24 protein-coding genes and 9 tRNA genes are annotated in these 26,541 nt (G+C 66.4%); 10 read left to right on the top strand and 23 right to left on the bottom strand.

The genetic code is table 11. The features are described from left to right. On the bottom strand, positions 1-744 hold the full coding sequence (locus FG323_RS18975) for a 3-deoxy-D-manno-octulosonic acid kinase (protein ID WP_141456277.1): 744 nt from the start codon (positions 742-744) through the stop codon (positions 1-3). A 19-nt stretch (positions 745-763) separates the two neighbouring features. Here FG323_RS18975 and FG323_RS18970 point away from each other — a divergent pair, with 19 nt between their 5' ends. The 4 genes from FG323_RS18970 (at position 764) to FG323_RS18955 (ending at position 3,947) form a co-directional block, all read left to right on the top strand. Then, positions 764-1,819 (top strand): glycosyltransferase family 9 protein, encoded by a 1,056-nt coding sequence (locus tag FG323_RS18970; RefSeq protein ID WP_141456276.1) that lies wholly within the window; start codon positions 764-766, stop codon positions 1,817-1,819. Then, positions 1,816-2,388, top strand: a complete 573-nt coding sequence (locus FG323_RS18965; protein WP_141456275.1) for a hypothetical protein — start codon at positions 1,816-1,818, stop codon at positions 2,386-2,388. Before FG323_RS18970 ends, FG323_RS18965 begins: the two co-directional genes overlap by 4 nt. 34 nt (positions 2,389-2,422) lie before the next feature. Then, positions 2,423-3,487: a nitronate monooxygenase gene (locus tag FG323_RS18960; RefSeq protein WP_141456274.1), complete on the top strand. Its 1,065-nt coding sequence runs from the start codon at positions 2,423-2,425 to the stop codon at positions 3,485-3,487. Positions 3,488-3,671: 184 nt separating this feature from the next. Continuing rightward, positions 3,672-3,947, top strand: coding sequence for a DUF2798 domain-containing protein (locus tag FG323_RS18955; protein WP_141456273.1), 276 nt, complete (start codon positions 3,672-3,674; stop codon positions 3,945-3,947). Between the two features lie 46 nt (positions 3,948-3,993). Here FG323_RS18955 and FG323_RS18950 read toward each other — a convergent pair whose 3' ends face one another. Beyond that, positions 3,994-4,401 carry a DUF6165 family protein gene (locus FG323_RS18950; RefSeq protein WP_141456272.1) on the bottom strand — a complete coding sequence of 136 codons (408 nt, stop codon included), beginning with the start codon at positions 4,399-4,401 and terminating at the stop codon, positions 3,994-3,996. 102 nt (positions 4,402-4,503) lie between these two features. On the opposite strand from FG323_RS18950, the gene FG323_RS18945 reads away from it, so the two are divergent. Beyond that, positions 4,504-5,193, top strand: coding sequence for an SDR family NAD(P)-dependent oxidoreductase (locus FG323_RS18945; protein ID WP_141456271.1), 690 nt, complete (start codon positions 4,504-4,506; stop codon positions 5,191-5,193). Positions 5,194-5,560: 367 nt separating this feature from the next. Here the strand turns inward: FG323_RS18945 and FG323_RS18940 are convergent. Continuing rightward, positions 5,561-5,651, bottom strand: a tRNA-Ser gene (locus tag FG323_RS18940). Positions 5,652-5,864: 213 nt separating this feature from the next. On the opposite strand from FG323_RS18940, the gene FG323_RS18935 reads away from it, so the two are divergent. Beyond that, complete coding sequence (locus FG323_RS18935; RefSeq protein ID WP_141456270.1) at positions 5,865-6,569, top strand: PP2C family serine/threonine-protein phosphatase; 705 nt, start codon at positions 5,865-5,867, stop codon at positions 6,567-6,569. A gap of 102 nt (positions 6,570-6,671) precedes the next feature. Here the strand turns inward: FG323_RS18935 and dnaQ are convergent, their stop codons facing one another. From dnaQ to FG323_RS18915, 4 genes are read right to left on the bottom strand one after another with little or no spacing between them, the layout of a single operon-like run. Next, the gene (gene dnaQ, locus FG323_RS18930; RefSeq protein WP_141456269.1) at positions 6,672-7,412 is read right to left on the bottom strand and encodes a DNA polymerase III subunit epsilon; all 741 of its coding nucleotides are present in this window, start codon (positions 7,410-7,412) and stop codon (positions 6,672-6,674) included. A gap of 13 nt (positions 7,413-7,425) precedes the next feature. Then, positions 7,426-7,959, bottom strand: a complete 534-nt coding sequence (locus FG323_RS18925) for a GNAT family N-acetyltransferase (RefSeq protein WP_141456268.1) — start codon at positions 7,957-7,959, stop codon at positions 7,426-7,428. 5 nt (positions 7,960-7,964) lie between these two features. Continuing rightward, positions 7,965-8,417, bottom strand: a complete 453-nt coding sequence (rnhA, locus tag FG323_RS18920; RefSeq protein WP_141456267.1) for a ribonuclease HI — start codon at positions 8,415-8,417, stop codon at positions 7,965-7,967. A gap of 21 nt (positions 8,418-8,438) precedes the next feature. Then, complete coding sequence (locus FG323_RS18915; RefSeq protein ID WP_255470233.1) at positions 8,439-9,098, bottom strand: class I SAM-dependent methyltransferase; 660 nt, start codon at positions 9,096-9,098, stop codon at positions 8,439-8,441. 54 nt (positions 9,099-9,152) lie between these two features. On the opposite strand from FG323_RS18915, the gene gloB reads away from it, so the two are divergent. Both gloB and FG323_RS18905 read left to right on the top strand, forming a co-directional pair. Further along, positions 9,153-9,929 (top strand): hydroxyacylglutathione hydrolase, encoded by a 777-nt coding sequence (gene gloB / locus FG323_RS18910; RefSeq protein WP_141456266.1) that lies wholly within the window; start codon positions 9,153-9,155, stop codon positions 9,927-9,929. Then, complete coding sequence (locus FG323_RS18905; protein ID WP_141456265.1) at positions 9,926-11,167, top strand: lytic transglycosylase domain-containing protein; 1,242 nt, start codon at positions 9,926-9,928, stop codon at positions 11,165-11,167. The genes gloB and FG323_RS18905 overlap by 4 nt, the downstream gene beginning before the upstream one ends. Before the next feature lie 241 nt (positions 11,168-11,408). On the opposite strand, the gene FG323_RS18900 is transcribed toward FG323_RS18905, so the two are convergent. Together FG323_RS18900 and FG323_RS18895 are read right to left on the bottom strand one after the other, a co-directional pair. Then, positions 11,409-13,385, bottom strand: a complete 1,977-nt coding sequence (locus tag FG323_RS18900) for a peptidyl-prolyl cis-trans isomerase (protein ID WP_141456264.1) — start codon at positions 13,383-13,385, stop codon at positions 11,409-11,411. Positions 13,386-13,541: 156 nt separating this feature from the next. Further along, positions 13,542-13,618 (bottom strand) — tRNA-Asp (locus FG323_RS18895). Between the two features lie 614 nt (positions 13,619-14,232). On the opposite strand from FG323_RS18895, the gene FG323_RS18890 reads away from it, so the two are divergent. Next, a complete protein-coding gene (locus FG323_RS18890; RefSeq protein ID WP_141456263.1) occupies positions 14,233-15,285 on the top strand; it encodes a WG repeat-containing protein in 1,053 nt (350 codons plus the stop codon). A gap of 164 nt (positions 15,286-15,449) precedes the next feature. Here the strand turns inward: FG323_RS18890 and FG323_RS18885 are convergent. The 12 genes from FG323_RS18885 to FG323_RS18830 form a co-directional block, all read right to left on the bottom strand. Continuing rightward, positions 15,450-15,526, bottom strand: a tRNA-Asp gene (locus tag FG323_RS18885). Positions 15,527-15,553: 27 nt separating this feature from the next. After that, positions 15,554-15,628: transfer RNA gene (locus FG323_RS18880), tRNA-Val, on the bottom strand. A 38-nt stretch (positions 15,629-15,666) separates the two neighbouring features. Beyond that, positions 15,667-15,939 (bottom strand): HU family DNA-binding protein, encoded by a 273-nt coding sequence (locus FG323_RS18875; protein WP_141456262.1) that lies wholly within the window; start codon positions 15,937-15,939, stop codon positions 15,667-15,669. A gap of 221 nt (positions 15,940-16,160) precedes the next feature. Beyond that, on the bottom strand, positions 16,161-18,605 hold the full coding sequence (lon, locus tag FG323_RS18870; protein ID WP_141456261.1) for an endopeptidase La: 2,445 nt from the start codon (positions 18,603-18,605) through the stop codon (positions 16,161-16,163). 137 nt (positions 18,606-18,742) lie between these two features. Next, entirely contained in the window at positions 18,743-20,026 is a 1,284-nt protein-coding gene (gene clpX, locus FG323_RS18865) for an ATP-dependent Clp protease ATP-binding subunit ClpX (RefSeq protein WP_141456260.1), read from the bottom strand. Between the two features lie 125 nt (positions 20,027-20,151). Beyond that, positions 20,152-20,778 carry an ATP-dependent Clp endopeptidase proteolytic subunit ClpP gene (gene clpP, locus FG323_RS18860; RefSeq protein ID WP_141456259.1) on the bottom strand — a complete coding sequence of 209 codons (627 nt, stop codon included), beginning with the start codon at positions 20,776-20,778 and terminating at the stop codon, positions 20,152-20,154. Between the two features lie 93 nt (positions 20,779-20,871). Next, on the bottom strand, positions 20,872-22,164 hold the full coding sequence (tig, locus tag FG323_RS18855; protein ID WP_141456258.1) for a trigger factor: 1,293 nt from the start codon (positions 22,162-22,164) through the stop codon (positions 20,872-20,874). A gap of 222 nt (positions 22,165-22,386) precedes the next feature. Continuing rightward, positions 22,387-22,472: transfer RNA gene (locus tag FG323_RS18850), tRNA-Leu, on the bottom strand. A gap of 87 nt (positions 22,473-22,559) precedes the next feature. Beyond that, a tRNA-Lys gene (locus FG323_RS18845) sits at positions 22,560-22,635 on the bottom strand. Positions 22,636-22,709: 74 nt separating this feature from the next. Continuing rightward, a tRNA-His gene (locus FG323_RS18840) sits at positions 22,710-22,786 on the bottom strand. A 44-nt stretch (positions 22,787-22,830) separates the two neighbouring features. Further along, positions 22,831-22,907 (bottom strand) — tRNA-Arg (locus tag FG323_RS18835). Positions 22,908-22,950: 43 nt separating this feature from the next. After that, positions 22,951-23,027: transfer RNA gene (locus tag FG323_RS18830), tRNA-Pro, on the bottom strand. Between the two features lie 150 nt (positions 23,028-23,177). On the opposite strand from FG323_RS18830, the gene FG323_RS18825 reads away from it, so the two are divergent. Beyond that, positions 23,178-23,942, top strand: a complete 765-nt coding sequence (locus FG323_RS18825; protein WP_181444306.1) for a Bax inhibitor-1/YccA family protein — start codon at positions 23,178-23,180, stop codon at positions 23,940-23,942. Between the two features lie 67 nt (positions 23,943-24,009). Here the strand turns inward: FG323_RS18825 and FG323_RS18820 are convergent, their stop codons facing one another. After that, positions 24,010-25,326 (bottom strand): Na+/H+ antiporter NhaC family protein, encoded by a 1,317-nt coding sequence (locus FG323_RS18820; protein ID WP_141456256.1) that lies wholly within the window; start codon positions 25,324-25,326, stop codon positions 24,010-24,012. A gap of 151 nt (positions 25,327-25,477) precedes the next feature. Continuing rightward, the gene (locus FG323_RS18815; protein WP_141456255.1) at positions 25,478-26,485 is read right to left on the bottom strand and encodes an isocitrate dehydrogenase; all 1,008 of its coding nucleotides are present in this window, start codon (positions 26,483-26,485) and stop codon (positions 25,478-25,480) included. Positions 26,486-26,541: the final 56 nt, after the last annotated feature.

The following is a 26,541-nucleotide window of genomic DNA, read 5'->3' as shown; positions in this document are numbered from 1 at the left end:
TCAGAAACCCCGTGACCAGGCCTGATCATAGGCCCGGCGCAGGCGGGCGAAGTCCTGGCGCACGTCCTCGCCGGACCGCGATCCGCGCAGCTTCAGCAACGAGCGCAGCAGGCGCGCCAGGTTCTGTTCGCGCCAGCCGGTGGCCGGAATGCGCAGGCGGCCGCGATCGAAGTCGATCAGCCAGCCCTTGCCCTGCTCGTCGAACAGGATGTTGTGGGCGTTGAGGTCGGCATGCTGGAGCCCGGCCCGGTGGAAGCGGGCAATCAGCCGGCCGGCCTCTTCCCAGGGTGCGCGCAGTTCCTGCGCGAGGGTGGCCAGCGAGGTCACCCCGACCAGCCGTTCCATCAGCAGGGCGGCGCGATAGAACATGCCTTCGTGGACGTACTGGGCCGCGACCGGCTGCGGCACCGGCAGGCCGCGCGCCAGCAGTGCGCGCATCAGCCGGAACTCGGCGAAACTGCGGGTCTTGTCCGGGCCCCGCCACAGGTAGCGGTCCCGGCTGGCGCGCGCGGCCAGGCCGCCGCGCAGGTAGCGCCGCAGCACGCACTGGCTGGACGGCGCTTCGATGAACCAGGCCCCGCCGCGCCCGCCGTCGCCGACCGGTTGGGCGCGATCGCCCCACTTCTCCGGCACGAACCAGTCCGGATTGGCTTGCCGCAGGTGCTGGCGGTCGAACAGAATCGCACCGTATCCGCGGCCTTCGCGGAACGGCGTCAGGGATTCCGTGGCGTCGAAACTGACCATCCAGCGAGTCTAACAACTCTTGTCCGCCATCCCCCAATCGATCTGTCTGCTGCGCCTGTCGGCGCTAGGCGACGTGACCCACGTGGTGCCGCTGGTGCGCACCCTGCAGCGGCACTGGCCGCGGACTCGCCTGCACTGGGTCATCGACAAGGCCGGGCACAAGCTGCTGGACGGCCTGGAGGGCGTGACCTTTCACACCTACGACAAGCGCAGCGGCCTGGCCGGCATGCGCGCCCTGCGCCGGGAGCTGCCGGCCGGCGGCTTCGACGTGCTGCTGCAGATGCAGGTGGCCCTGCGCGCCAACGTGCTGTCGGCCTTCATCCCGGCCCGACGCCGCATCGGCTACGACCACGCGCGCTCCAAGGACCTGCATGGCCTCTTCATCAACGAACGCATCCCGGACCGGCCCGGCATCCACGTGCTGGACGCGATCGGCAGCTTCTGCGAACCGCTGGGCCTGAAGCAGGGCCCGGTGACCTGGGACCTGCCCTATCCGCAGGCCGCGCGCGACTGGGCCGCCGCACAGTGGCCGCAGGACGGCGCCCCGGTGCTGATGATTTCCCCGTGCTCCAGCCACGTGCGCCGCAACTGGCACGCGGACCGCTACGCAGCGCTCGCCGATCACGCCGCCGGCCATGGCTGGCGGGTGGTGCTGTGCGGTGGCCGCAGCGATCTGGAGCGCAGCACCACCGACGCGATCCTCGCCGCGATGCGCGCGCCGGCGCTGGATCTGGTCGGCAAGGACACGCTGAAGCAGTTGCCCGCGCTGCTGGAGCGCGCCGACCTGCTGGTCACGCCGGACTCCGGCCCGATGCATATCGCCAACGCGGTCGGCACCAAGGTGCTGGGCCTGCACGCGGCGAGCAATCCGCGCCGCAGCGGTCCGTACTCGGATGTCCGCTACTGCGTGGACCGCTATGACGCCGCCGCGCGCAAGTACCTGGGCAAGCCGGCCGACGCGCTGAAATGGGGCACCAAGATCGAATTCGACGAGGTGATGGATCTGGTCACCGTCGAGGATGCGATCGCGGCGTTCGAGCGTTATCGGGCCGACACGCAGGTGGATAAGTCTTGACCGGGCCGTCCCTCCCGCTCGACCAGGACATCGAGTGGCGCGTGGGACGCAACCTGCTGGTGTTCCAGCGGATCGAACTGAACCTGAAGTTCTATTTGGCCCAAAGCCAAGTTTCGGGATCGCTGGATGATTTTCCAGCGAAGGCCCGTATGCAGGCCGAGGACGCCATGAAGCAGACACTGGGGCAAGCTACGCACCAGCTTATCCAGCGAGAAGTGGAAGGGGACAGCAATGCATCCCTGCCGGAGAACAATTTCCGTTTCAGTACGCGCTGCACCTATTCCGATACCGAGGCAAGGCAACAGGCCCACGAAGCGTTCGACCGCATCGTGAAGATGCGCAACGAGCTTATCCATGAATTCCTCGTCAAGTTTCCCCTTGCCCAGCGCGATGCGGACATGGAGGTAACTGCCTACCTGGACGCCCAGTACAAGAGCGCCTGCGCCGTGCTTTCGGATACCCGGGTTCGTCTGCAAGAATTTTATGAACTCCGGAGATCGTTCGCGGAGTACCTCGCCTCTCCCGAACTCGCACGGATAATCGCCGTAGATGGCGCGCCCGGCGAGTAAGCTGTTTGAACGCCTTCTGCCAGTTCACCCGCCCATGTCGCTCGCCACCTTGCTTGGAACCGAACTGCCGCTGCTGCAAGCACCAATGGCCGGCGTGCAGGGCAGCCGGCTGGCCATTGCAGTGAGCCAGGCCGGTGGTCTCGGCGCCCTGCCCTGCGCGATGCTGTCAGCGGACGCCATCCGCGCGGAAGTCGCGGCCATCCGCGCGCAGACCGGCGCGCCATTCAATCTCAATTTCTTCTGCCATGCGCCGCCGCAACCGGATCCGGCGCGTGAAGCCGCCTGGCGGCTCAAGCTGACCGCCGACTACGCCCGCTTCGGCCTGGATCCGGAAGCCTTTCCGGCCGGCGCGGGACGGCGGCCTTTCGATGCCGATCTGCTGGCGCTGATGCGCGAACTGCGCCCGCCCGTGGTCAGCTTCCACTTCGGGCTGCCGGATGAAGCGCTGCTCGCGCCGCTGCGCGAATGGGGCTGCACGTTGCTGTCCTCGGCCACCACGGTGGAGGAAGCGCGCTGGCTGGAGGCGCGCGGCGTCGATGCAATCATCGCGCAGGGACTGGAAGCCGGCGGGCACCGCGGCCTGTTCCTCACCGACGACCTCACCACCCAGTCCGGCACCTTCACCCTGTTGCCGCAGATCGTCGCAGCGGTGCGTTGCCCGGTGATTGCCGCCGGCGGCATCGCCGACGCGGCCGGCGTGGCGGCGGCGATGGCGCTGGGCGCGGCGGGCGTGCAGGTCGGCACGGCTTTCCTGCTATGCCCCGAGTCCGATACCGGCCCCCTCCACCGCGCGGCCCTGCAAGGCCCGGGGGCGGCGCATACCGCGCTGACCAACGTGTTCACCGGCCGCCCCGCGCGCGGCATCGTCAACCATGCGATGCGCACGCTGGGGCCGATGACCTCTGACACGCCCGCGTTCCCGCTCGCCAGCGCGGCAATGGCACCGTTGCGGCAGGCCGCCGAAGCGCGTGGCAGCGACGACTACTCGCCGCTGTGGGCGGGCCAGAACGTCTCCGGTGCCCGTCCGGTATCGGCCGCGCAACAGGTCTGGGATCTGGCACGCGGATTCGGATCGCAGGAACCACCCTGCCTGGTCTGATGGGATTGTCGCCAACAGGCGACAGGCGCCGTGGAGATCGCTATCATCCCGTCTGCGTTGTCCATGTCGGGCCCCGCCGTAAGCGTTTACGTCAATCAACGCGCCATGGCCGCCGGATCCGTCCGGGGCTGTTCCCCGGTCCATCCCGGGTGGCGCCTGTGATCGACCGGCTTACGGAGATGTCATGAAACCCGACGCAACACCCCTCAAGCGCGGTATCCCGCGCAAACTCCCCGCCCGCTGCGCGCAATGGCTGATGCCGTTGCTGCTTTCCGTGCTGATGACTTGCGTGGTCTCGATGATCAGCACCCTGCGCAGCGCCGGCCTGCATCCGCACCTGGGATGGCTGTGGCTCAGTGCCTGGGGACTGTCCTGGCTGATCGCCTTCCCGACGCTGCTGGTGATGCTGCCGCTGGTGCGGCGCCTGACCGCGTGGATGGTCGAGAGTCCGCGTTCGTGAGCAAGGCCACCGGGACGCCCAGGCGTCCCGGTGCGCCGGCAGGAGCTTACGGCGCCGCGCCGGTCTTGTAGTCCTGGTAGGACTTCTCTTCCACGTAGCTGGAACCCAGTGCCAGGTTGATGTCCTTCTTGATGCGCGCGCGCTCGTCGTTCTCGAAGTAGACGCTGCGCGCCAGGCGGACGAATTCCTCGTCGAACGCCTGCGCCTTTTCCTTGACGCGGATGTCGTCCTCGATCACCCACAGGCGCTCGTTCACCGCCTTGAGCTGGGCGCGCAGCTCGCCGATGTTGTTGACCGCCGCCGGATGCGCCATCCAGGTTTTTTCCAGCGCGGACAGTTCATTGCGCACGTTGGCCAGCTTGGCCGGGTCGCTCATCCGCTCGGACTTGATCTGCAGGATGGCGATCTTGTCGAGCAGTTCGCCGAAGGAAACGGGGACGAGGATTTCGGACATGGTGCGGTACCGCGAAAACGGGATGGCCAGTGTACCGGATGGCGGATACACGCCCGCTCGCGCGGCGCTAACATGGTCGCTTTCCGCATCGGGATGTCCTCCATGAATTCATCGGCCCAACGGGTTGTCGTCACCGGCGCTTTCGGCGCGCTTGGCCGGGTGGTGGTGCGGTCGCTGGTCGCCTCGGGCGCGACCGTGGCGGCACTGGATCACGCGCCGGCTCCCGCCGAAGCCACCGCCGGCGTGCATGCCTTCGGCGGTATCGACCTGGCCGATGCCGAGGCGGCGGTGAGCGCGCTGGCGCAGGCCAACCAGGCGCTCGGTGGCATCGACGCGCTGGTGAACATCGCCGGCGGCTTCCGCTGGGAAACCCTGGCCGAGGGCAGCCTGGACACCTGGGACCGGCTTTACCGGCTGAACCTGCGTACCGCCGTGGCCGCCAGTCAGGCGACGCTGCCGTTCCTGCTGGCCGCCGGTGGCGGCCGCATCGTCAACATCGGCGCGGCCGGCGCGGTCAAGGCCGGCACCGGCATGGGCGCGTATGCGGCCTCCAAGGCCGGCGTGGCACGGTTGACCGAGGCGATGGCCGAGGAGTTCAAGGATCGCGGCATCACCGTCAACGCGCTGCTGCCCAGCATCATCGATACGCCCGCCAACCGCGCCGACATGCCGGACGCCGACACTTCGCGCTGGGTGACCCCGGAGCAACTGGCCGGCGTGGTCCGTTTCCTGCTGTCGGAGCCGGCCGCGGCCATCACCGGCGCATTGATTCCGGTGACCGGCAAAGTCTGAAGACTTCCGGAAACGCAAAAGCCCCCTTGCGGGGGCCTTGCAACGTGCGGAGAGGGGGGATTCACTCGGCACTGCGTGCCTCGCCCTGCGGGCGGCTTCGCCGTGCAGAACGGCTGCGCCGTTCTGTCGAACCCGTCGGGGTTCTCTCCAGATCCCCGCACTCCGCCAAATACGCAAAAGCCCCCTTGCGGGGGCCCTTGTAACGTGCGGAGAAGGGGGGATTCACTCGGCACTGCGTGCCTCGCCCTGCGGGCGGCTTCGCCGTGCAGAACGGCTGCGCCGTTCTGTCGAACCCGTCGGGGTTCTCTCCAGATCCCCGCATTCCACCAGATACGCAAAAGCCCCCTTGCGGGGGCCCTTGCGTATCTGGCGGAGAGGGGGGGATTCGAACCCCCGATACGCTATTAACGTATGCCTGATTTCGAGTCAGGTACATTCAACCACTCTGCCACCTCTCCGGTGGTCCCCGGCGCGCGGCCGGGGGCGTGAATGATACGGGTCGGGCCCTTCTCCGACAAGCCGAAACTGAAGATTCCGGCCGGATTCGTCGTTTCCCACTGAACGGAAACTCTCCCGGGCTCGCTTTTGCTTGCCCGCTGTCCGTTTCGCCCGGATCATTCCGTATCAACCAGCAGGGAACTTCCTCCCCCGCTCCCACCATCAGGACGTCAATGATCGAATTCGGGCACATCACCCACGTAGGCCTCAGAAGGGAGCTGAACGAGGACACCTACTACGGCGACAGCGAGCTGGGACTGTGGCTGGTGGCCGATGGCATGGGGGGGCACGCCTGCGGCGAGGTGGCCAGCGCGCTGGCGCGCGAGACCATCGTGCGCGAAATCCGCGACGGGACGCCGCTGCACCAGGCCATCCGCATCGCCGACGAGGAGATCATCCGCACCTCCCGGCGCCGCAACGACACCCTGCCGATGGGCACCACCGTGGTGGCCGCGCGGGTCCAGGGCAACCGTTTCGAGGTGGCCTGGGTCGGCGACAGCCGCGCCTATCTGTGGCGCGACGGCCAGTTGGCCCAGTTGAGCCAGGACCACAGCTACGTGCAGGAACTGATCGCCCAGGGCTCGCTGACCAGCGAACAGGCGCGCTCGCATCCGCATCGCAACGTCGTGACCCAGGCGCTGGGCGTGACCGATCCGACCCATCTCAACGTGGAGACCCTCACCGGCGAACTGCGCCCGGGCATGCAACTGTTGCTGTGCAGCGACGGGCTGACCGAGGAAGTGGACGATCGCAGCATCGCCGACACCCTGAGGCTGTCCGACTGCAGCGCGCAGGAATGCGTGGATTGCCTGATCGCCGCGGCCCTGGACGGTGGCGGTTCGGACAACGTCACCGCCATCCTGGTGCGTTGTCACTGACGTAGAGCGGAGCTTCTTGCTCCGCTTGCCCTCGGATCTCCCGCCCCGGTTCGCCGAGCAAGCTCGGCGCTGCAAGGTATGTTGCCTGCTCCGCCCCGAGATTCAGGCGACGGCGGTTTCGGTCATGGCCGGGGCGTCCAGTTCATCCCACAATGCCCTGCCGGCTTTCTTGCGCAGTTTTTCCAGGCGGGCCTCGTGCGCGGCCTGTTCGGCCTCGCCGATCTGCACGCGTGGGCGCGGACCACTGGCCATGCCGCTGAAGTCGGTCGCCGCCAACGCCGCGCCTGAACTCGGCTCGTCCAGACCGGCGAAGCCGATTTCCCGTTGACCGGCGGTCAACGCGAGGTAGACATCGCAGAGCAACTGGGCGTCGAGCAGCGCGCCGTGCAACTGGCGGTGGGTATTGTCCACGCCCAGCCGCTTGCACAGCGCATCCAGCGAATTGCGCTGCCCCGGGAAGCGCTGGCGCGCCAGCAGCAGTGAATCCTCCACGGTCACCCGGTCCAGCAGGCGCCCGTAGTTTTCGCCCAGCAACGACAGCTCATAGTCCAGGAAACCGACGTCGAACGCGGCGTTGTGGATGATTAGTTCGGCACCGTCGATGAAGGCAAGGAACTCGTCGGCGATCTGCGCGAAGAGCGGCTTGTCCGACAGGAAGTCCAGGCTCAGGCCGGTGACCTCCGCCGCGCCCTGCTCGAACTCGCGCTGCGGATGGATGTACTGGTGGTAGGTGCGGCCGGTGGGCCGGCGTTCGAGCAGTTCGACACAACCGATTTCCACGATGCGGTTGCCCTTCTTCCATTCCAGGCCGGTGGTTTCGGTGTCGAGGATGATCTGTCGCATGCGTCTGTCTTGCCTATTGCTTGTCTGATTGCCAGGCGAACAACTTCAGTTCGATGTCGTCCGCCGCGAGCCGGATCATTTCACGGTACCCGAAATCCAGGTCCCGCAGGGTCCGGATCGAGGCCGCGTTGTCCGGGTCCACCACCGCCAGCACGGTGGCGATGTCCTGTTCGCGCGCCGCCGCGAGCACCGCCCGCGCGGCCTCGGCCACGTAGCCGTTGCCGCGAAAACGCGGCAACAGGGCGTAGCCAAGATCGGGATGCGCCAGCGGGGGCCGCTTGATCAATCCGCACATGCCCACCGCCGCGCCGTCCTCGCGCCGTTCCACCCGATACAGGCCGAAACCGTTGAGCCGGTAGCTCGCCACCGGTCCGTCGCGCAGGTAGTCGGCGGCCTGCGCCAGCGAGTGCACCCCGCGGTCGCCGATGTAGCGGAGGAAATCCGGATCGTTGAGCAGTTCCAGCACGAAGGCGGTATCGCCGGGCGCGTGCTCCGACAGCTCGAACAGGCGCAGGCGCTCGGTTTCGAGCACGGGTGAAAGATTCATGCCGCTTACTTTACCGCGCCGCCGTCTCGGAACCTGAGCGCCTGCATGCGCGCCAGCTGATCAACGCGTTCGTTGTCCGGATCCCCGTTGTGGCCCTTCACCCAGTGCCATTCAATGCGATGGCGCCGGGTGGCCTCGTGCAGGCGCTCCCACAGATCGCGGTTCTTGACCGGCTCGCCGGCGGCGGTCTTCCAGTTGCGTCGCACCCAGTTGGGCATCCACTCGGTGATGCCCTGGCGCACATACTGCGAATCGATGTACAGCGCGATGTTGCAGCTTTCGGTCAGCGTCTCCAACGCGACGATGGCCGCCATCAGCTCCATCCTGTTGTTGGTGGTCTGGGCTTCGCCCCCGGAAAGTTCGCGCTCCTTCTTCTGGTAGCGCAGCAGGGCGGCCCAGCCCCCGGGCCCGGGATTGCCCAGGCAGGAGCCGTCGGTGTGGATGGAAATCTGCTTCATTGCTTCCTGTGCTTTTTGGGTTCAGGCGTGCGCCGCGCCGGTGTTCCAGCCGCGCCGGGCCGGCGCGGGCGGAATCAGGGCGGCGACGCGTTTTTCGGCTTCCAGCACGCAGACCGCGCGGAACCGGTTGGAGGAAAGATGCGGCGCCATCGCGGTGCCGCGTAGCAGCGGCCCCTGGTAGCCGGCGACGGCGGCGAGCGGGTGCAGGCCGGCCTGGCGAAGCGCGCCCTGCCAGCCGGCGGCATCGCGGACCCGCAGGGCGGTGCCGCGCCAGCGCCACCGGTACGGGCTGATGGGGTTGAGCGTGTACAGCCGCAGGCGTCCGCCGGGAGCGAGCACGCGCGCGCACTCGCCCAGCAGATCGGTCGCCGAACCGGCCTCCGGTACGTGCTGGACAACGATGCTGCCGAAGGCCTCGCTGGGCAGCGGCAGGGGCAGTTCGCAGCGCAGATCGCCGCTGAAGCCGTCCGGATGCCGCCACAGCCACAACTGCCGGCTGAAGCCGTGGAGCACGACCGGCGGGCGAGGCGCCTCGGGGGAGAGCCACAGCGCGGGCTGGGCCGGCCGCAGCGTCAGCCATTGGCCGGCGGCAACGGTCTCGGCCGCCAGCAGGGCCTGCCCGCGCCCGGCACCGAACCATGCCAGGGCATCGGGTTGACGGCTGAACTCGAAGGCAGGCATGTTCGGGATTGTAGTGGACGACCCTTCCAGCGTCCCTCCCCAAAACCATCGCCCATGCGCCTGACCGCCCTGCCCGCCTTCGACGACAACTACATCTGGGCGCTGGCCGACGACGACGGCGACGCGCTGATCGTGGACCCCGGGGACGCCGCACCGGTGCTGGCCGCCGCCGACCAGGGCCTGTGGCCCGCGGCGGTCCTGCTGACCCATCACCACAACGACCATATCGGCGGCGTGGCCGCGCTGCGCGCCCGCTGGCCGACCCTGCCGGTCTACGCACCGGAGGACGAGCGGATTCCCTTCGACTGCGTGCGGGTGGGCGATGGTGCCCGGGTGAGGCTGAAGAACTGGCGCCTGGAGGTGCTGGCGGTGCCGGGCCATACCCGCAGCCACATCGCCTATCTGGGCGGGGGCCAGGACCAGGACCACCTGTTCTGCGGTGATACCTTGTTCAGCCTGGGCTGTGGGCGGATGTTCGAAGGTACGCCGTCCCAGATGCTGGGCTCGCTGGACCGCCTGGCCGCCCTGCCCGGCTCGACCGCCGTCTGCTGCGGCCACGAGTACACCCTGGCCAACGCCGCGTTCGCCCGCACGGTGGATCCCGCCAACGAGGCGTTGCGTCGCAGAACCGAGGAAGTCCACGCCATGCGCCAAGCCGGCCGTCCGACCCTGCCGTCGACCCTGGCCCAGGAAACCGCGACCAACCCGTTCCTGCGGGTGGACAGCGAGGCCGTGCGCGCGGCCGTGGCGCACCGGCTGGGCCGCGTGCCCGCCGACCGGGTCGAGACCTTCGCCGAACTGCGGCGCTGGAAGGACCAGTTCCGCGCATGAGCCGGCGCGGCCCGCTTCCTGGCCCGTTTCCCGGCCTGCGAGCCGGCCTGCTCGCGCTGGCCTGCTGCACCAGTCTGGGCCTGGCACTGTCGCCGGCACGGGCAAGCCAGTCTTCGGCGCCCCCGATCGAACTGGTCACCGTGCCGCCCAGCCAGCAGGAAAGCGGGCTGGAGATCTACCAGCGTTTCCGCGCCGGACTCGCCGAACCGCAATGCGATGCCGCCGCCACCGGCCCGCGCTGGAAGAAACACTTCGCCCACGCGCCGAGCCAACTGGTCAAATCCGACGACGTGCTGCCGCTGTTCGGCTACGTCGTGGACGCGCTGCGCGAGGCGCATCTACCCACCGAGTTCGCGCTCATTCCCTTCGTGGAAAGCGGCTACAAGCCCGGCGCGCGCAATGCCAGCGGTCCCGCGGGCTTGTGGCAGTTCATCGGCGTGACCGCACGCAACCATGGCGTGCCGGTACGGGAAAGTTACGACGGCCGGCTTTCGCCGGTGGATTCGACCCAGGCCGCGGTACGCTACCTCAAGACCCTGTACGGCATGTTCGGCGGCGATTGGCGGCTGGCCGTGATGGCCTACAACGCCGGCGAATACCGCGTGCTGCAGTCGATGCGCCGCGCCGGCATGAACGCGCAGAACGCGCGGCCGGCCGAACTGCCCGGCCTGTCCAGCATCACCTACGCCTATGTGGAGAAACTGCACGCGTTGGCCTGCATCTTCGAACAGGCCGACGATCGTGGCGAGTGGCTGAAACGGCTGGACCGTCCGGTGCCTCGCCTGTCCGCGCACGCCCTGCCCCGCGATGCCGCCAGCCTGGAGCGCTGGGCGGACGCCAACGGTCACGACAGCGTGCTGCTCAAGCGGCTGAATCCGGCATTGGGCAAAGGCGTCCCGCGCCTGGACAAGCCGGTCAGGATTCTCGCTCCCGATTCCCGGGGCATCGCGACGTTGGCGTCCTCTCCCCAACTCGCCGATACGTCGTTCGAAACGGAGCCTGCGCCCGGTCCGTCCGCCACCGGCATCGGCGCCGCGGGCGCTTCGCCACCGTCGAGGGACACCACCGTCGCCAGCGCATCCCGGCGCTCGCACACCGTTCGCGCCGGCGAATCCGCCTGGACCATTGCGCGACGTTACGGCCTCAAGCCCCAGCAGTTGCTGTCGCGCAATGGCCTGAAATCCGATGCCATCCTGCGCCCGGGCATGGTGCTGGCGCTGGACGAAAACCGGCCCTGACACGACACGCCGGGCGCTTCCCGATCGCGAACGGCAGCCTGCGCGATCACTGGATTCTTCGCACGCCCGTCCCTGTCCGCAGAGGAAGGGATGCTCCCGTGCGAGGGCTGAGTCGAAGGCCAGGATGTCTTGCGGATGTTTCATTGGCATGCCGGCACCCGCCAACGTGATGCGGCAGCCGTTGCTCCATGAAAAAGCCCGGCATTTGCCGGGCTTTTTCTTTACTGCGTCGGTCGAACGCTTACAGGCGATCTTCCATCACGGTGACCTTGTACTGCTTGCGCATGGCGTCGATGAAACCCTGGGCGGCGGCACCTCCGCCCAACTGGATCAACTGCTGCTTCATGCCATCGCGCTGCTCGGCCGGCACCTGCGCGGCATCGCCGTCGGTGACCTTGGTGACCGCGAACACGGCGAACGCACCGCCGCCCAGCGCGACCTTGCCGGTCGACGCCTTGCCGGCCGCCGGACGCGGCACCGCGAAGATCGCCTCGTTGCCTTCCGCGGTCGGTACCGGCATGCCGCGCGGCATGCCCGGCATTTCGTTGAACTGGAGCTTGTCGGCAGTGGCGATCGCCTGCAGCGTCTCGCCCTTGGCGATGCGCGCCAGCACCGCGTCGGCGGCGGCGGCGGTGGCCTTCTCCTGGCGATCGGCGCGAATCGCGGCGATCACCGCGTCGCGGACCTGGGCCAGCGGCTGCGGCTGCTCCGGCGTGTGGCCGACCACGCGGATCACCACGCTGTGGCTGGGCGCGATCTCGATCGGATCGCTGACCGTGCCGTCCTGCACCAGCGTATCGGAGAACGCGCTGCGCAGCACCGCCGGGTTGGCGGCGATACCGCTGGCGTTGGCACGCGAGAACGGCCCGATCTTCTGCACCGGCAGGCCGACGGCCTTCGCGGCCGGCTCCAGCGCGGTGGGATTCTTCAGCACTTCGTTGACCAGCTTGCCGGCCAGCTCGTTGTACGCACGCTCGGCGTCGGCGGTGCCCTGCTCGCGGGCGAGTTCGTCGCGGACTTCCTCGAAGCTCTTGCCCTGGCCCGGCTTGATCTCGTTGAGCTTCAGCACGTGATAGCCGAAGTCGCTCTTGACCGGGCCCCGGATCTCGCCGGCCTGCATGGCGAACGCGGCGTCCTCGAACGGCTTGACCATCGATCCGTCGCGCGCGAACGCCGGCAGCAAGCCGCCGGTGTCCTTGGAACCCGGATCTTCCGAATTGGCCTTGGCCAGCGCGGCGAAGTCAGCACCCTGCCTGGCCTGCGCGGCCAGCGCGGCGGCCTTGTCCTCGGCCTTCTTCAAGGTCGCGGCGTCGGCACCGGCCGGCGCGCCGATCAGGATGTGCGACACCACGCGCTGTTCCGGCGCCACGAAGCGGTTCTTCTCGGTTTCATAGCGCTTGCGCAGGGTCGCCTCGTCCGGCGCCGCGGCGCCCGGCAGGGTCGCGCCGTTGACTTCGACATACTCCAGCGAGACCGTTTCCGGCTGGCGGTACTCGGCCTTGTGGCCGTCGTACCACTTCTGGATGTCGGCATCGGACACCGGCGTGGTATCCGGCGCGGCCGGCGGCACCAGCGCCAGGCCCACGTCGCGGGTCTGCGCCAGCAGCTTGAACAGCCGATCCAGCTCGCCCTTGGTGACGAAATCGGAGGTGCCGATGCCCTCGGGCATCACCATCATCTTCTGGCGCTCGCGTTCCTGCTCCTGGAATTTCAGTGGCGACAGCGCCGGCACCTGCGAAGCCAGCACCAGTTGGTAGCGTTCGGCATTGAATTTGCCGTCGACCTGGAAGGCCGGTTCCGCGGCGATGGCCTGGTTGACCGCTGCATCGCCGATCACGATGCCGGCACGCTCGGAGGCCAACGCCAGCACGCGCTGGTTGATCAATTGCTCCAGGATCTTGAGCTTGTTCTCCTTGCTCTCGAACTCGCGCGCGTCGAAGTTCTCGCCCAGCATCTGGCGCTGCTGCTGGCGCGCGGCCTCGAAGGTCGTGCGGAATTCGTCGACCGTGATTTCCTTGCGCTGCCACAGCCTGGACACCGGCCACCAGTTCGGCGCGGACTTCCACCAGGTGGGCGGCGCCTCGACGGTCGCGACATCATTGGCCGTGCCGCCGGTCATGTACTCGTTCACGCCGACAAAGGCGAACGGGATGATCAGCAGGCCCAGGATGAGGGTGGCGATCCACCCGGATGTCTTATCGCGGAGTTTTTGCAGCATCGATGCGTGGCTCGATTTCAGTAGCCGGGCAGTTTACCGCGCTTCGCGGTGGTTCGCCGCAAACCGGGCGTAACGCCCTGCCCCGTTCATCCACGACCATGGGCAGCGGTCCCCGGAAAAGCAGAAAGCCCGCTTTCGCGGGCTTTCCGGGATAACTGGCGGAGTGGACGGGACTCGAACCCGCGACCTCCGGCGTGACAGGCCAGCATTCTAACCGACTGAACTACCACTCCGCGCTGAGTCGACCATTGTACGGGGCTTCCGGGATTTGTGCCAGACCGGCCGGGCAGATTTTCAGGTTCGGTCCCGCATCGGCGTCGTGCCGAGGCTCGCCGCCTCTCCCTGCCCATGCTGTCAGGCGTCCACGGGGCGCCGTGGATCGCCTTCCGCCGCGCTTCCGGCGACCCGGGGGGATGCCCAGGAACGGCGATCGCGGGTCGCCAGCGTGCGTTCAACCTCATCCCTGCCACGCGCTCCCCCGCGAATGGATCCACCCGACCTTCTTCGTCCCGGGATTGGTCGTCATCGGTCCCCTGTCGTCCGTACCCGACCGTCGTGCGCACCTCCCCTCTCACCGGCACACCATGTTCGCGTGGGTCGCAGCGCGCCCACGCGAACGCCACCGGTCCGTCCCCAGAACCGGGAGTCCCACGGGGCGGTGGCGAGTGCTTCCCGGGGTTACAGCGGAACCGGAGCCGGTTCGCTCGCCTGCTTCCCGCCTGCGTGAGCAACAGGTTCCTCGACGCGACCGACAGCATCCATCAGCACTTGAGAACTAACAACGCAAAGAGGCCCCGGAATCATCCCGATAGAATCAAGCGCTGATCGCACTGCCATTGCTCCTGTCATGCCCTCCTCTCGCCGGCTTCGACTCCTCACCTGGCTATTCCTGCCCCTCTCGATGATGGCCTCCGGTCACTCCAGCGATGGCGCCGCCGAGACCGGACATCCGGTGAGCGCCGCAACGTTCCTCATCCCCTATCTGCATGCCGATGGCCGGTTCGGTTTTGTCGATGGCCATGGGCAGGCCCCGTTCCCAGGGACCTTTGAGGATGCACAGCCGTTTACCGAAGGCCGGGCCGCGGTGAAATCGGGCGGAAAATGGGGCTACATCGACCGGCGGGGTCGTTGGATCGTGCGTCCGCGTTTCACCGAAGCCAGGCCATTCAGGGACGGCGAGGCCTGGGCCGCCATCGTCAAACCGTCGACCCGAAGTGGATTCATCGATCTGAATCCGTTTCATTCCGCAGGAAGCCGGAAGTGTTATCTCATCTCTCCGGAAGGCCACACACGATCCTGTGGCGGCGACTATCCCGATCGCTATGACGTGGCATCCAGCCGTATCCGGGAGCCGTCCTCGGATTCCCTAAAACTTCGCGTGGTGCGGGCTCCGGACGGCAAGAGTGTCGGCGTGCTGGGTGCCGATGGCGGCCACATCGTCCCGTTCGGCATCTATGACGATCTGCGATATCAGTACGACCACCTTTTCGTGGTTCACCGCGCGCGGGGCTGGGGCATCCTGGATGCGGCGCGCAACGTGGAAGTCGTGACCGCGGATCGGCCAAGCTTCGAGTACCTGAAATATACCTCTCCCGATCTGCCGCTCCGCCTGCTGGTCGTACGACGCGACGACGACACCCGCTGCATCCTCGATCACGCGGGGGTTGAGCTCCATTGCGGCCTGAGCGAGGTTTCGCCTTGGGGAGAGACTCTTATCGCGGCCAGCAATGGGCAGAAGCAATGGGGAGCCCTCGATACGCGCGGACAACTGATCATCCCGTTCCGGTATGAGGGCGAGTTCAGGTTTCGCGACGGGCTCGCCCGCGTGCGCGCAGGAGGCCGTGAGTTCTACATCGATTTGCAGGGGCGCGAGTACCGCGCATCCACCCGGCCTGACTGACGAAGCCAAAAAGAGGCGCGGTCCCTGCGGGACGCCCAGCCGCCGCGCTCGCTCCCCGCCTGCATCGATCCGATGGCTGGAAACAAGGAACAGTCGCATCAACGCGTTTCCGCAATCGTCAGGCAACAAAAAACCCCTGATTTCTCAGGGGTTTTTCATGTTCGTGGCGGAGTGGACGGGACTCGAACCCGCGACCTCCGGCGTGACAGGCCAGCATTCTAACCGACTGAACTACCACTCCGCGGAAACTAAAACAGTTGGTCCGGTTTGGTGGGTGCTGAGGGTTTCGAACCCCCGACCCTCGCCTTGTAAGGGCGACGCTCTACCGCTGAGCTAAGCACCCGTTCAACCGACCGGACTCACTCGGCAGCAGCGAGCCAATTAGTTTACGGCATCCTTCAGGGCTTTGCCAGCCTTGAAAGCGGGATTCTTGGAAGCCTTGATCTTGATGGTGTCGCCGGTCTTCGGGTTGCGGCCGGTACGGGCGGCGCGCTTGCGCACCTGGAAGGTGCCGAAGCCCACGAGGGTCACGCTATCGCCCTTCTTCAGGGCCTTGGTGATGCTGGAAATCACGGCGTCGACGGCACGTCCAGCTTCAGCCTTGGACATTTCGGCTTCGTCGGCGACGGCATCAACCAATTCGGTTTTGTTCATGTAGAAACTCCTTTTGCGGAACAACCGCGGAATGTGTAACCGGAATGCGCGGGAATCTGATCGTCACGCGCTTCCGATCGTCTTCCACGAACACGACGAGAACGATGCTCATCATGTTTGCGGGTGACGCCGTTATACCAGCGGGTATACAGGCACGCAAGCCGAAAACCCAATAATGACGCGGGTTTTGCGGCTTTTTTACCTTCCGCGTGTGCCGCGATTCAGTGCTTGACGTCGGGCTGCACGGGCGCCTTGCGGCGGGCCGGCACGCGCCGCGGCTTGCCCCCCTCGGCCGGTGCCGCGGCGGGCGCCAGTGGCCGTTCCAGCGCGAGATCCAGCACCTCATCGATCCAGCGGACCGGCACGATCTTCAGGCCCTGGGTGACGTTGGCGGGAATGTCGGCGAGATCCTTGCGGTTCTCTTCCGGGATGATCACGGTGGTGATGCCGCCGCGCAGCGCCGCCAGCAGTTTCTCCTTCAGGCCACCGATGGCGGATACGCGTCCGCGCAAGGTGATCTCGCCGGTCATCGCCACGTCGGCCCGCACCGGCGTGCGGGTCAGCGTGGAGACCAGTGCGGTCACCATCGCGGCGCCCGCGCTCGGGCCATCCTTCGGCGTCGCGCCATCGGGCACGTGCAGGTGCACGTCGTGCTTCTGCAGGTACTCGGCATCGATGCCCAGCGCGGTGGCGCGCGCGCGCACCACCGACATCGCGGCGGCCGCGGATTCCTTCATCACGTCGCCCAACTGGCCGGTCAAGGTCAGCAGGCCCTTGCCCGGCACCAGCGCGACTTCGATCTGCAGCAGATCGCCGCCTACTTCGGTCCAGGCCAGCCCGGTGACCAGGCCAATCTCGTTCTGCTCCTCGGCGCGACCGAAATCGAAGCGGCGCACGCCGGAATACTTGTCCAGGTTCTTCGAACTGACCTGCACCAGCGCGCCCTTTTTCTTTTTCCTGGCCGGCTGCGGGCCGGCCAGCGCGATTTCCTTGACCACCTTGCGGCAGATCTTGGCGATTTCGCGTTCCAGGTTGCGCACGCCGGATTCGCGCGTGTAGTAACGCACCAGGTCGCGGATGGCGTCCTCGGCGATCGTGAGCTCTTCCGGCTTCAGGCCGTTGGCCTTGATCTGCTTGGGCAGCAGGTAGCGCAGGGCGATGTTGAGCTTCTCATCCTCGGTATAGCCCGGGATGCGGATGACTTCCATGCGATCCAGCAACGGGCCGGGGATGTTGAGCGAGTTGGAGGTCGCGACGAACATCACTTCGGACAGGTCCAGATCCACTTCCAGGTAGTGATCGTTGAAGGCGCTGTTCTGCTCCGGATCCAGCACTTCCAGCAGCGCCGACGAGGGATCGCCACGGAAGTCCATCGACATCTTGTCGATTTCATCCAGCACGAACAGCGGATTCTTGCTGCCGGTCTTGTTGAGGTTCTGCACGATGCGGCCCGGCATCGAACCCACGTAGGTGCGGCGGTGGCCCCGGATCTCGGCCTCGTCGCGCACGCCGCCCAGCGACATGCGCACGAACTTGCGGTTGGTCGCCTTGGCGATTGACTGGCCTAGCGAGGTCTTGCCCACGCCCGGCGGTCCGACCAGGCACAGGATCGGGCCGCGCATCTTCTGCACGCGCGACTGCACCGCGAGGTACTCGAGGATCCGTTCCTTGACCTTGTCCAGGCCGTAATGATCGGCGTCCAGGGTTTCCTGCGCGACCTTCAGATCCTTGCGAACCTTGCTGCGCTTCTTCCACGGCACGCCCAGCAGCCAGTCCAGGTAGTTGCGCACGACCGCCGCCTCGGCGGACATCGGCGACATCTGCTTGAGCTTGTTGAGTTCGTTCTTGGCCTTGGTTTCCACCGCCTTGGGCATGCCGGCTTCGGCGATCTTGCGGGCCAGTTCTTCCTGCTCGTTCGGCGCGTCGTCGAGCTCGCCCAGTTCCTTCTGGATCGCCTTCATCTGCTCGTTGAGGTAGTACTCGCGCTGGCTCTTCTCCATCTGCGACTTGACCCGGCCGCGGATGCGCTTTTCCAGTTGCTGCACGTCGATTTCGCCATCGACGAAGCCGACCAGCAGTTCCAGTCGTTCGCCGATGCCGATGGTTTCCAGCAGGCGCTGCTTGTCGCTCAGGCGCACGCCCAGGTGGGCGGCAATGGTGTCAGCCAGGCGACCGGGCTCATCGATGCCGGCCAGTGTCTGCAGCAGTTCCGGCGGCAGCTTGCGGTTGGTCTTGACGTACTGTTCGAACAGGCCCATCAGCGAACGCGCCACCGCTTCGATTTCGCGCGGCTCGCGGCCTTCGGTGGATTCGATTTCCTCGCCCTCGCCGTACAGCGAACCGTCGCGCTCGACGACGTTGGACACCTTCACGCGGGAAACGCCTTCGACCAGCACCTTGATGGTGCCGTCCGGGAGCTTCAGCAACTGCAGGACCTGGGCCAGGGTGCCGATGCTGTAGAGATCGGCGGCCACCGGATCGTCGGTCTCGGCTGACTTCTGGGCCAGCAGCAGGATGCGCTTGTCCGCTTCCATGGCCTGTTCCAGCGCGCGCATGGACTTGTCGCGGCCGACGAACAGGGGAATGACCATGTGCGGGAACACCACTACGTCGCGTAGCGGCAGGACCGGCAGGTCGAGAACTTCAGTGGGGGTACGGCGGGGCATGGGGGCTCCAGCGGATGCGGAATTACGGAGGCCAAAAAAGCCAATGGCCCCGTTATGGGGCCATTGTCGGGAGGATGCAAGTGCAACCTCAAAATGTTAATTGAATCAATCACTTGCGCCGAATGCTCGGCCTCGCTTCATTCCGCGGCGGCGACCTTCTGGGCCGGCGGATTCTGGTAGATCAGGTACGGCTCGGATTTATGCTCGATGACCGATTCGTCCACCACCACCTTGCTGACGTTTTCCAGCGACGGCAGGTCGTACATGGTGTCCAGCAGGACCGACTCGACGATGGTGCGCAGGCCACGCGCGCCGGTCTTGCGCTTGAGCGCCTTGCGGGCAATCGCCGACAGCGCGTCCGCACGGAACTCCAGTTCCACGCCTTCCATGTCGAACAGCTTCTTGAACTGCTTGGTGATGGCGTTCTTGGGTTCGGTGAGGATCTTGACCAGGGCCGGCTCGTCCAGCTCCTCCAGGGTCGCGACCACCGGCAGGCGGCCGACGAACTCGGGGATCAGGCCGAACTTGATCAGATCTTCCGGCTCGACCTCGGACAGCAGCTTGCCGGTCTCGGTCTTGCGCTCGGCGCTGCGGACCTTGGCGCCGAAGCCAATCCCGCTCGCCTCGGTGGAACGCTGCTGGATGATCTTGTCCAGGCCGGCGAACGCGCCGCCGCAGATGAACAATATGTTCTTGGTGTCCACCTGCAGGAATTCCTGCTGCGGGTGCTTGCGACCGCCCTGCGGCGGCACGCTGGCGACGGTGCCTTCGATCAGCTTCAACAGTGCCTGCTGCACGCCTTCGCCGGACACGTCGCGGGTGATCGACGGGTTTTCGCTCTTGCGCGAAATCTTGTCGATTTCATCGATGTAGACGATGCCCTGCTGCGCCTTCTCGACGTCGTAGTCGCACTTCTGCAGCAGCTTCTGGATGATGTTCTCCACGTCCTCGCCCACGTAACCGGCTTCGGTCAGCGTGGTGGCGTCGGCGATGGTGAACGGCACGTTGAGCAGGCGGGCCAAAGTCTCGGCCAGCAGGGTCTTGCCGGAACCGGTCGGGCCGGCCAGCAGGATGTTCGACTTGGCCAGTTCGACGTCGTCGTTCTTCTGCCGGCTCTCGATGCGCTTGTAGTGGTTGTAGACCGCCACCGCCAGGGTGCGCTTGGCGCGCTGCTGGCCGATCACGTACTGATCCAGGACTTCCAGGATCTCGCGCGGCTTGGGCAGGTGGCTGCGGGCGGACTGCGCCTTCTCCTCGAGTTCCTCGCGGATGATGTCGTTGCACAGCTCCACGCATTCATCACAGATGAACACGCTGGGACCCGCGATCAACTTGCGGACTTCATGCTGGCTCTTGCCGCAGAACGAGCAATACAGGATCTTGCTGCTGTCGCCGGTACGGCCCTGACGGTCTTCGCTCATGCTTCGATTACTCGGTCACCCTGCCCGCTAGGCGGACTCGGTCGGAGAATAGCACACGGCCCCGGCCTGTCAGCCGGGTCCGCGGAGGGGGTGGCAGGCGCGGAAAACGGGCCCGCGCCCGGGGTTCACGCCGGCTGGATGGTCTCTTCAGGACGGCGTTCCAGCACCTGGTCGACCAGGCCATAGGCCTGCGCGTCGGCGGCGCTCTTGAAATTGTCGCGCTCGGTGTCGCGCTCGATGGTTTCCAGGGCCTGGCCGGTGTGCTTGGCCAGGATCTGGTTCAGGCGCGAACGCAGGGTCAGGATTTCACGGGCATGGATGTCGATGTCCGTGGCCTGGCCCTGGAAGCCGCCCAGCGGCTGGTGGATCATCACCCGCGAATTGGGCAGCGCGTAGCGCTTGCCCTTGGCGCCGGCGGCCAGCAGCAGCGCGCCCATGCTGGCGGCCTGGCCGATGCAGACGGTGCTGACGTCCGGCTTGATGTACTGCATGGTGTCGTAGATCGCCATGCCGGCAGTGACCACGCCGCCGGGCGAATTGATGTACAGGCTGATGTCCTTCTCGGGATTCTCGGCCTCGAGGAACAGCATCTGCGCCACGATCACGTTCGCCACCTGGTCGTCCACACCGCCGACCAGGAAGATCATGCGCTCCTTGAGCAGGCGCGAATAGATGTCGTAGGCGCGCTCGCCGCGGCTGGTCTGTTCGACCACCATCGGCACCAGGTTCAAGGCTTTGGTTTCAATGCTCATCGGCTTATTCGCGCCCAAATTGTCGTGGAGGGGTCCGGCCTAGGATAGCCGGACCGGGACGGGCTGGGGCCTGTCGGCCCCGGCGAACCGCCGTTAGTTCCGGATGGCTTCCTGGAAGCTCAGCGACTGCTCCGTGTGCTGGGCGCGCTCGGCGATCCAGTCGATCACCTGCTCTTCCATCACCCGGGACTGCAGTCCTCCCATCAACTGGGGATCGTTGCGGTACAACTCAATGACCTGCTCCGGCTCCTCGTAGGTGGAGGCGATCAGGCGCAGGGTCTCGTTCAGGCGCTTGGGGTCCAGGCGCAGCTGGTTGCGGCGGGCCACCTCGCCCACCAGCAGGCCGACCAGGACGCGCTTGCGGGCCGCATCCATGAAGCCTTCGTGGGCGTTCGGCGGGATCTGCACCTGCTGGCCATTGCGGGCGGCCTGATCGGCGGTCTGCTGGACCATCGCGCGGGCCTCGTTCTCGACCAGGCGCGGCGGCATTTCCACGTGCGCCCAGGCGGCAATCAGCTGCTCGCCGACTTCCCGGCGCAGGCGACCCATCAGCGCGCCCTTGAGCTCGCGCTCCAGATTGCTGCGGATGTCGCGGCGGAACTGCTCGGCGTCACCGCTCTTCACACCGAAGCTGCGGATGAATTCCTTGTCGACCGCCGGCAGCACGGACTCGGCCACTTCGGTGACCTTCACGTACACGTCCACCTGGCGGCCGGCCAGCTGCGGCACGCGCCAGTCGGCGGGGAACTGCACCTGGATGGTCTTTTCCTCGCCGGCGGCCAGGCCGATCAGGCCCTTCTCGATGTCGGCGAACATCACGCCCGAGCCGATCAGGGTGGCCCCCTTTTCCGAGCCCCCGGCGGGCAGGCGCTCGTCACCGGCCTGCGACCAGGTTTCCAGTTCGACACGATCGCCTTCCTTCGCGCCGCGCTGCACCACTTCGAAGGTGCGGCGCTGCAGGCGCAGGTTCTCGACCATCTGGTCGATGTCGGCGTCGGCCACTTCGGCGGTGTGGCGGATGACGTTGAGCTTGGCGACGTCGATCTCGCCGAAATCCGGCACCACTTCGAAGGTGGCGATGAAATCCAGCTCGCCCTCGCCATTCTTCTCGATGCGGGGATTGCCGGCCAATTGCAGCTCGTTGTCGCGCACGGCATTGTTGAAGGTCTCGCGCAGCAGGCCGTCAAGGGCCTCGGCGCGGACCTGCTGGCCGAAGCGCTGCTCGATCACCTTGGTGGGCACCTTGCCGGGACGGAACCCCTTGATGCGGGCGGTGCGCGCGATTTCGCGCAGGCGGCCACCGATATGGGTATCCAGACGCTCAGCCGGCAGGCTGAAGGTCATGCGGCGTTCGAGGTTGCCGACCGATTCGACCGAAACTTGCATACTCACTGGCTCCTGCTGCCCGGGTCCCATGCCCGGGCATGATGTTGATGAATTCGGGTCGCCCGCGGACACGCGACGTGCCGACCGGCGGAACGGAATAGTTTCGCCTATTCCGGGCTTTCCTGCCAACCGCAGGCGCCGGGGGACGGGAATTTCGGGGCAATCCGGGAAATGGCCGGGGCCCGGGATTCCGGGCCGGTCCCGGAAACGTCCGGAAGGACGTGGTGCGAAAGGAGGGACTCGAACCCTCACGGGGGTTACCCGCTGGAACCTAAATCCAGTGCGTCTACCAATTCCGCCACTTTCGCAGGGGCGCCGGCATTCTACCCAGCCGGGAAGGCCGACGGAGCATCCCGGAAAAGAAAACGCCCGACCTCGCGGTCGGGCGTTCTGTTTGGTGGGCCGTCAAGGATTCGAACCTTGGACCTATTGATTAAGAGTCAACTGCTCTACCAACTGAGCTAACGGCCCCAAAAACTGGACGCGTAGTGTAACCGCATCTTCTTTTTCTTACAAACCCCCGCGTGCGCGAAGGCGTTGCTGGGTGGGGTGGCTGAGGGGACTCGAACCCCCGACATCTGGAATCACAATCCAGTACTCTAACCAACTGAGCTACAGCCACCACTGAAACTTTTTCTACCGCATTTGTCCGTCGCTTGCGCCGGATGGCGCGCCCGACAGGACTCGAACCTGTAACCGCCGGCTTAGAAGGCCGGTGCTCTATCCGGTTGAGCTACGGGCGCCCGGACCGGATTGTCGCATCCCTGTCGTCGGGACGAACCAGACTGGTCGGGGTAGAGGGATTCGAACCCCCGACCCTCTGCTCCCAAAGCAGATGCGCTACCAGACTGCGCTATACCCCGACGAGGGCCCCGGCATCGGCGCCAGGCAGCGTCGACAAGGCCGTCTATTGTCGGAATCTGCCGCCTTCCTGTCAAACGCCGCGTCCGGCCATGGGCATCGGCTATGCTCCGCGGCTGGGGACAGAAGTCCGAATCAACCATGAGGGAACCATGATACGCAGCGGCAATCCGGCTCTTAAGGAGTCCACCTTCCTCGACCTGGGCAGCGGCGCGGTGGTTTCGCGCGACGCCGGCGCGATGACCCTGAACGGCACGGTCAACCGGACCGGCATCCTGCTGTTGCTGTGCGTGCTGACCGCCACCTACACCTGGAATACCGCCCTCACCCCGACCGGCGAGCTGGCTCCGGGCGCCATGCTGTACATCCTGGGCGGTCTCATCGGCGGCTTCGTGCTGGCGATGGTCACCATCTTCAAGAAGACCTGGGCGCCAGTCACCGCGCCGCTGTACGCATTGGCCGAAGGCCTGTTCCTGGGCGCCATCTCGGCGATGTACGAAGTGAAGTTCAACGGCATCGTGCTGCAGGCGGTGCTGCTGACCTTCGGCACCCTGTTCGCGCTGCTGATGGCCTACCGCTCGGGCTGGATCAAGGCCACCGAGAACTTCAAGCTGGGCGTGGTCGCGGCCACCGGCGGCATCGCGCTGATCTACCTGGCCACGATCGTGCTGGGCTTCTTCAACATCAACATTCCCTACATCCACGACTCGGGTCTTATCGGCATCGCCTTCAGCCTGTTCGTGGTGGTGGTGGCGGCGTTGAACCTGGTGCTGGATTTCGATTTCATCGAGACCGGCGTGGAGCAGAACGCACCCAAGTACATGGAGTGGTATGCGGCGTTCGGCCTGATGGTCACCCTGATCTGGCTGTACATCGAGTTCCTGCGCCTGCTGTCCAAGCTGCAGTCGCGCAACTGAGCACCTCGCGCGAGCAAACGAAAAAAGGGGCGCCATGCGCCCCTTTTTTTGCTTTCCGGATGCCCGCTCAGTTTCCCGGCACGGCGGCGGTACGCCGCGCGGGCAGGATCATGAAGAAGATCGCGGCCAGCGCGAGCAACCAGCAATAGTGGACGCTGCCGGCCAGCGCCAGCGGTGAAACCGCGGCCAGCGAGGAGGCCAGCAGGATCTGCGCGCCATACGGCAGCACGCCCTGGATCACGCAGGCGAAAATATCGAGCACGCTGGCCGAACGGCGCGGCGTGATGCCGTGGCGTTCGGCGATGTCCTTGGCAAGACTGCCCGTGATGAGGATGGCCACGGTGTTGTTGGCGGTCAGGACGTCGGTCCCCGCGGAGAGCGCGGCGATACTGAACTCACCGGAGCGTCGCCCGGTATGGCCGCGGGCGAAACGGGCAATCGTCCGCGCCAGCCAGTCCAGGCCCCCGCTCGCCTTCATCAGCGCTCCCAGTCCTCCGATCAGGATCGAAAGCAGGGTCACTTCCACCATGCTCTCGAATCCCGCGTAAATGTCGCCGGCAAGATCGACCGGCGTGTAGTCGCCAGCGAAGATGAAGCCGAAAACGCCGGAAAGCGCCAAGCCGATCGCCAGCACCACCACCACGTCCAGGCCAATCAGGGCCAGTATCAGCACCAGGACGTAGGGCAACACCAGCCAGGGCGACGCCCCGCCCGGCGCCAGCACCGGTGCGCCATCGCCCTGGAATGCCAGCAGCGCGGCCGTGGCGATGGCCGCCGGCAGCGCGATCTTGAAGTTCTCGCGGAACTTGTCGCGCATCTCCGCGCCCTGGCTGCGGGTCGCCGCAATCGTGGTATCCGAGATCACCGACAGGTTGTCGCCGAACATCGCGCCGCCGATGACCGCGCCGACGACCAGGGCGCGATCCAGGCCGGCGGCATCGGCGACACCCAGCGCGATGGGCACCACGGCGGCGATCGTGCCCATCGAAGTACCGATGGCCAGCGACACGAAGGAAGCGACCAGGAACAATCCGGGCAGGATCAGCGACGGCGGCAACGCGCCCAGTCCCAACGCAACCACCGCATCCACCGCGCCGATGGCCTTGGACACAGTGGCGAACGCACCGGCCAGCAGGAAGATCAGGCACATCAGCATCACGTTGGCATCGCCCATGCCACCGAGCAGCGTCGGCGAGGCCGCCACGCCGCGCCGATGGGCCAGCCATGCCCCCAGCGCCAGCGCCGGCAGGATCGCCACCGGCGCACGCAACTGGTAGAAGCCCATGGCGTCGCCCTGGGACGTGTAGTACAGGCCGGCGCCGAAGAACAGGGCCAGGAACAGCAGCAACGGGGTCAGCGCGAGCGCGCTGGGGCGGACGGTCATCGTGGGCGGTGGGGGCAGGCGGGAAACCGGCGATTGTCCGGCTTGCCACGGCCCGGTCCAAGCCCCGCGGACAGGATGAACGCAAACAAAAACGGGACGCTGGGCGTCCCGTTTCCGTGTTTCAGGCCGGGAAAACCCGGCGCCGACGGGATCAGACCCGGCTGGCGATCGCCTTGGCGAAGGACATCGTGGTGCCCTCCCCGCCCAGATCCGGGGTCAGCGAATCCTTGGCCTCCAGGGTGTCGATGATTGCCGCGCGCAGGCGCTCGGCCTTGTCCGGCTGGCCAAGGTGATCGAGCATCTGCGCCGCGCCCAGCAGCAGCGCGCACGGGTTGGCGATGCCCTTGCCGGCGATGTCCGGGGCCGAGCCGTGGACGGCCTCGAAGATCGCCGCATCGACGCCGATGTTGGCGCCCGGGGCCAGGCCCAGGCCGCCGACCAGGCCGGCGCACAGGTCGGAGATGATGTCGCCGAACAGGTTGGTGGTGACGATGATGTCGAACTGCTCCGGACGCATCACCAGCTGCATGCAGGTGTTGTCCACGATCATCTCGTTGCACTGGATGTCGGGGTACTGCGCGGCCACTTCGCGGGCGACCTTCAGGAACAGGCCCGAGGTGGTCTTGAGGATGTTGGCCTTGTGCACCACGGTGACCTTCTTGCGGCCGGTCTTGCGGGCCAGGTCGAAGGCGTAGCGGACGATCCGCTCGGAACCCTTGCGGGTGATCTTCTGGGTCAGCAGCGCGGTTTCGCCGTCTTCCGAAATCGACTGGCCTTCACCAATGTAGGCGCCTTCGGTGTTCTCGCGGACCGTGATCAGATCCACGCCCGAGGGGAAGCGCGACTTGGTGTTGGGAAACGACTTGGCCGGACGGACGTTCGCGTACAGGTCGAAATGGCGGCGCAGGGCCACGTTGATCGAGCTGAAGCCCTCGCCCACCGGCGTGGTCAGCGGGCTCTTCAGGGCCACGCCGTTCTTGCGGATCGAGTCCAGGGTCGCCTGCGGCAGCAGGTCGCCGTGCTTTTCCAGCGCGACCATGCCGGCATCGGCTTCCTCGTAGCTCAGGCCCACTTTCAGGGCTTCGAGCACGTGCAGGGTCGCGTCCATGATCTCCGGGCCGATACCGTCGCCGCGGATGACCGTAATCGTCTGGGTCATTTGCTTGGGATTCCGAACAGGGGCGCCGTGCGGGCCGGGAACCGGGATGCAGGCGC

This window comes from Pseudoxanthomonas sp. z9 (assembly GCF_006542425.1).
In the GTDB taxonomy this organism is placed as follows: Bacteria; Pseudomonadota; Gammaproteobacteria; order Xanthomonadales; family Xanthomonadaceae; genus Pseudoxanthomonas_A.
The sequence above is the reverse complement of the archived record's forward strand: the minus strand, read 5'-3'. Positions and strand labels throughout refer to the sequence as shown.

Coding starts and splice junctions, on each gene's coding strand:
- FG323_RS18975 (WP_141456277.1), bottom strand. CDS start 744: ATGGTCAGTTTCGACGCCACGGAATCCCTGACGCCGTTCCGCGAAGGC.
- FG323_RS18960 (WP_141456274.1), top strand. CDS start 2,423: ATGTCGCTCGCCACCTTGCTTGGAACCGAACTGCCGCTGCTGCAAGCA.
- FG323_RS18955 (WP_141456273.1), top strand. CDS start 3,672: ATGAAACCCGACGCAACACCCCTCAAGCGCGGTATCCCGCGCAAACTC.
- FG323_RS18950 (WP_141456272.1), bottom strand. CDS start 4,401: ATGTCCGAAATCCTCGTCCCCGTTTCCTTCGGCGAACTGCTCGACAAG.
- FG323_RS18945 (WP_141456271.1), top strand. CDS start 4,504: ATGAATTCATCGGCCCAACGGGTTGTCGTCACCGGCGCTTTCGGCGCG.
- FG323_RS18935 (WP_141456270.1), top strand. CDS start 5,865: ATGATCGAATTCGGGCACATCACCCACGTAGGCCTCAGAAGGGAGCTG.
- dnaQ (WP_141456269.1), bottom strand. CDS start 7,412: ATGCGACAGATCATCCTCGACACCGAAACCACCGGCCTGGAATGGAAG.
- FG323_RS18925 (WP_141456268.1), bottom strand. CDS start 7,959: ATGAATCTTTCACCCGTGCTCGAAACCGAGCGCCTGCGCCTGTTCGAG.
- rnhA (WP_141456267.1), bottom strand. CDS start 8,417: ATGAAGCAGATTTCCATCCACACCGACGGCTCCTGCCTGGGCAATCCC.
- FG323_RS18915 (WP_255470233.1), bottom strand. CDS start 9,098: ATGCCTGCCTTCGAGTTCAGCCGTCAACCCGATGCCCTGGCATGGTTC.
- gloB (WP_141456266.1), top strand. CDS start 9,153: ATGCGCCTGACCGCCCTGCCCGCCTTCGACGACAACTACATCTGGGCG.
- FG323_RS18905 (WP_141456265.1), top strand. CDS start 9,926: ATGAGCCGGCGCGGCCCGCTTCCTGGCCCGTTTCCCGGCCTGCGAGCC.
- FG323_RS18900 (WP_141456264.1), bottom strand. CDS start 13,385: ATGCTGCAAAAACTCCGCGATAAGACATCCGGGTGGATCGCCACCCTC.
- FG323_RS18890 (WP_141456263.1), top strand. CDS start 14,233: ATGCCCTCCTCTCGCCGGCTTCGACTCCTCACCTGGCTATTCCTGCCC.
- FG323_RS18875 (WP_141456262.1), bottom strand. CDS start 15,939: ATGAACAAAACCGAATTGGTTGATGCCGTCGCCGACGAAGCCGAAATG.
- lon (WP_141456261.1), bottom strand. CDS start 18,605: ATGCCCCGCCGTACCCCCACTGAAGTTCTCGACCTGCCGGTCCTGCCG.
- clpX (WP_141456260.1), bottom strand. CDS start 20,026: ATGAGCGAAGACCGTCAGGGCCGTACCGGCGACAGCAGCAAGATCCTG.
- clpP (WP_141456259.1), bottom strand. CDS start 20,778: ATGAGCATTGAAACCAAAGCCTTGAACCTGGTGCCGATGGTGGTCGAA.
- tig (WP_141456258.1), bottom strand. CDS start 22,164: ATGCAAGTTTCGGTCGAATCGGTCGGCAACCTCGAACGCCGCATGACC.
- FG323_RS18825 (WP_181444306.1), top strand. CDS start 23,178: ATGATACGCAGCGGCAATCCGGCTCTTAAGGAGTCCACCTTCCTCGAC.
- FG323_RS18820 (WP_141456256.1), bottom strand. CDS start 25,326: ATGACCGTCCGCCCCAGCGCGCTCGCGCTGACCCCGTTGCTGCTGTTC.
- FG323_RS18815 (WP_141456255.1), bottom strand. CDS start 26,485: ATGACCCAGACGATTACGGTCATCCGCGGCGACGGTATCGGCCCGGAG.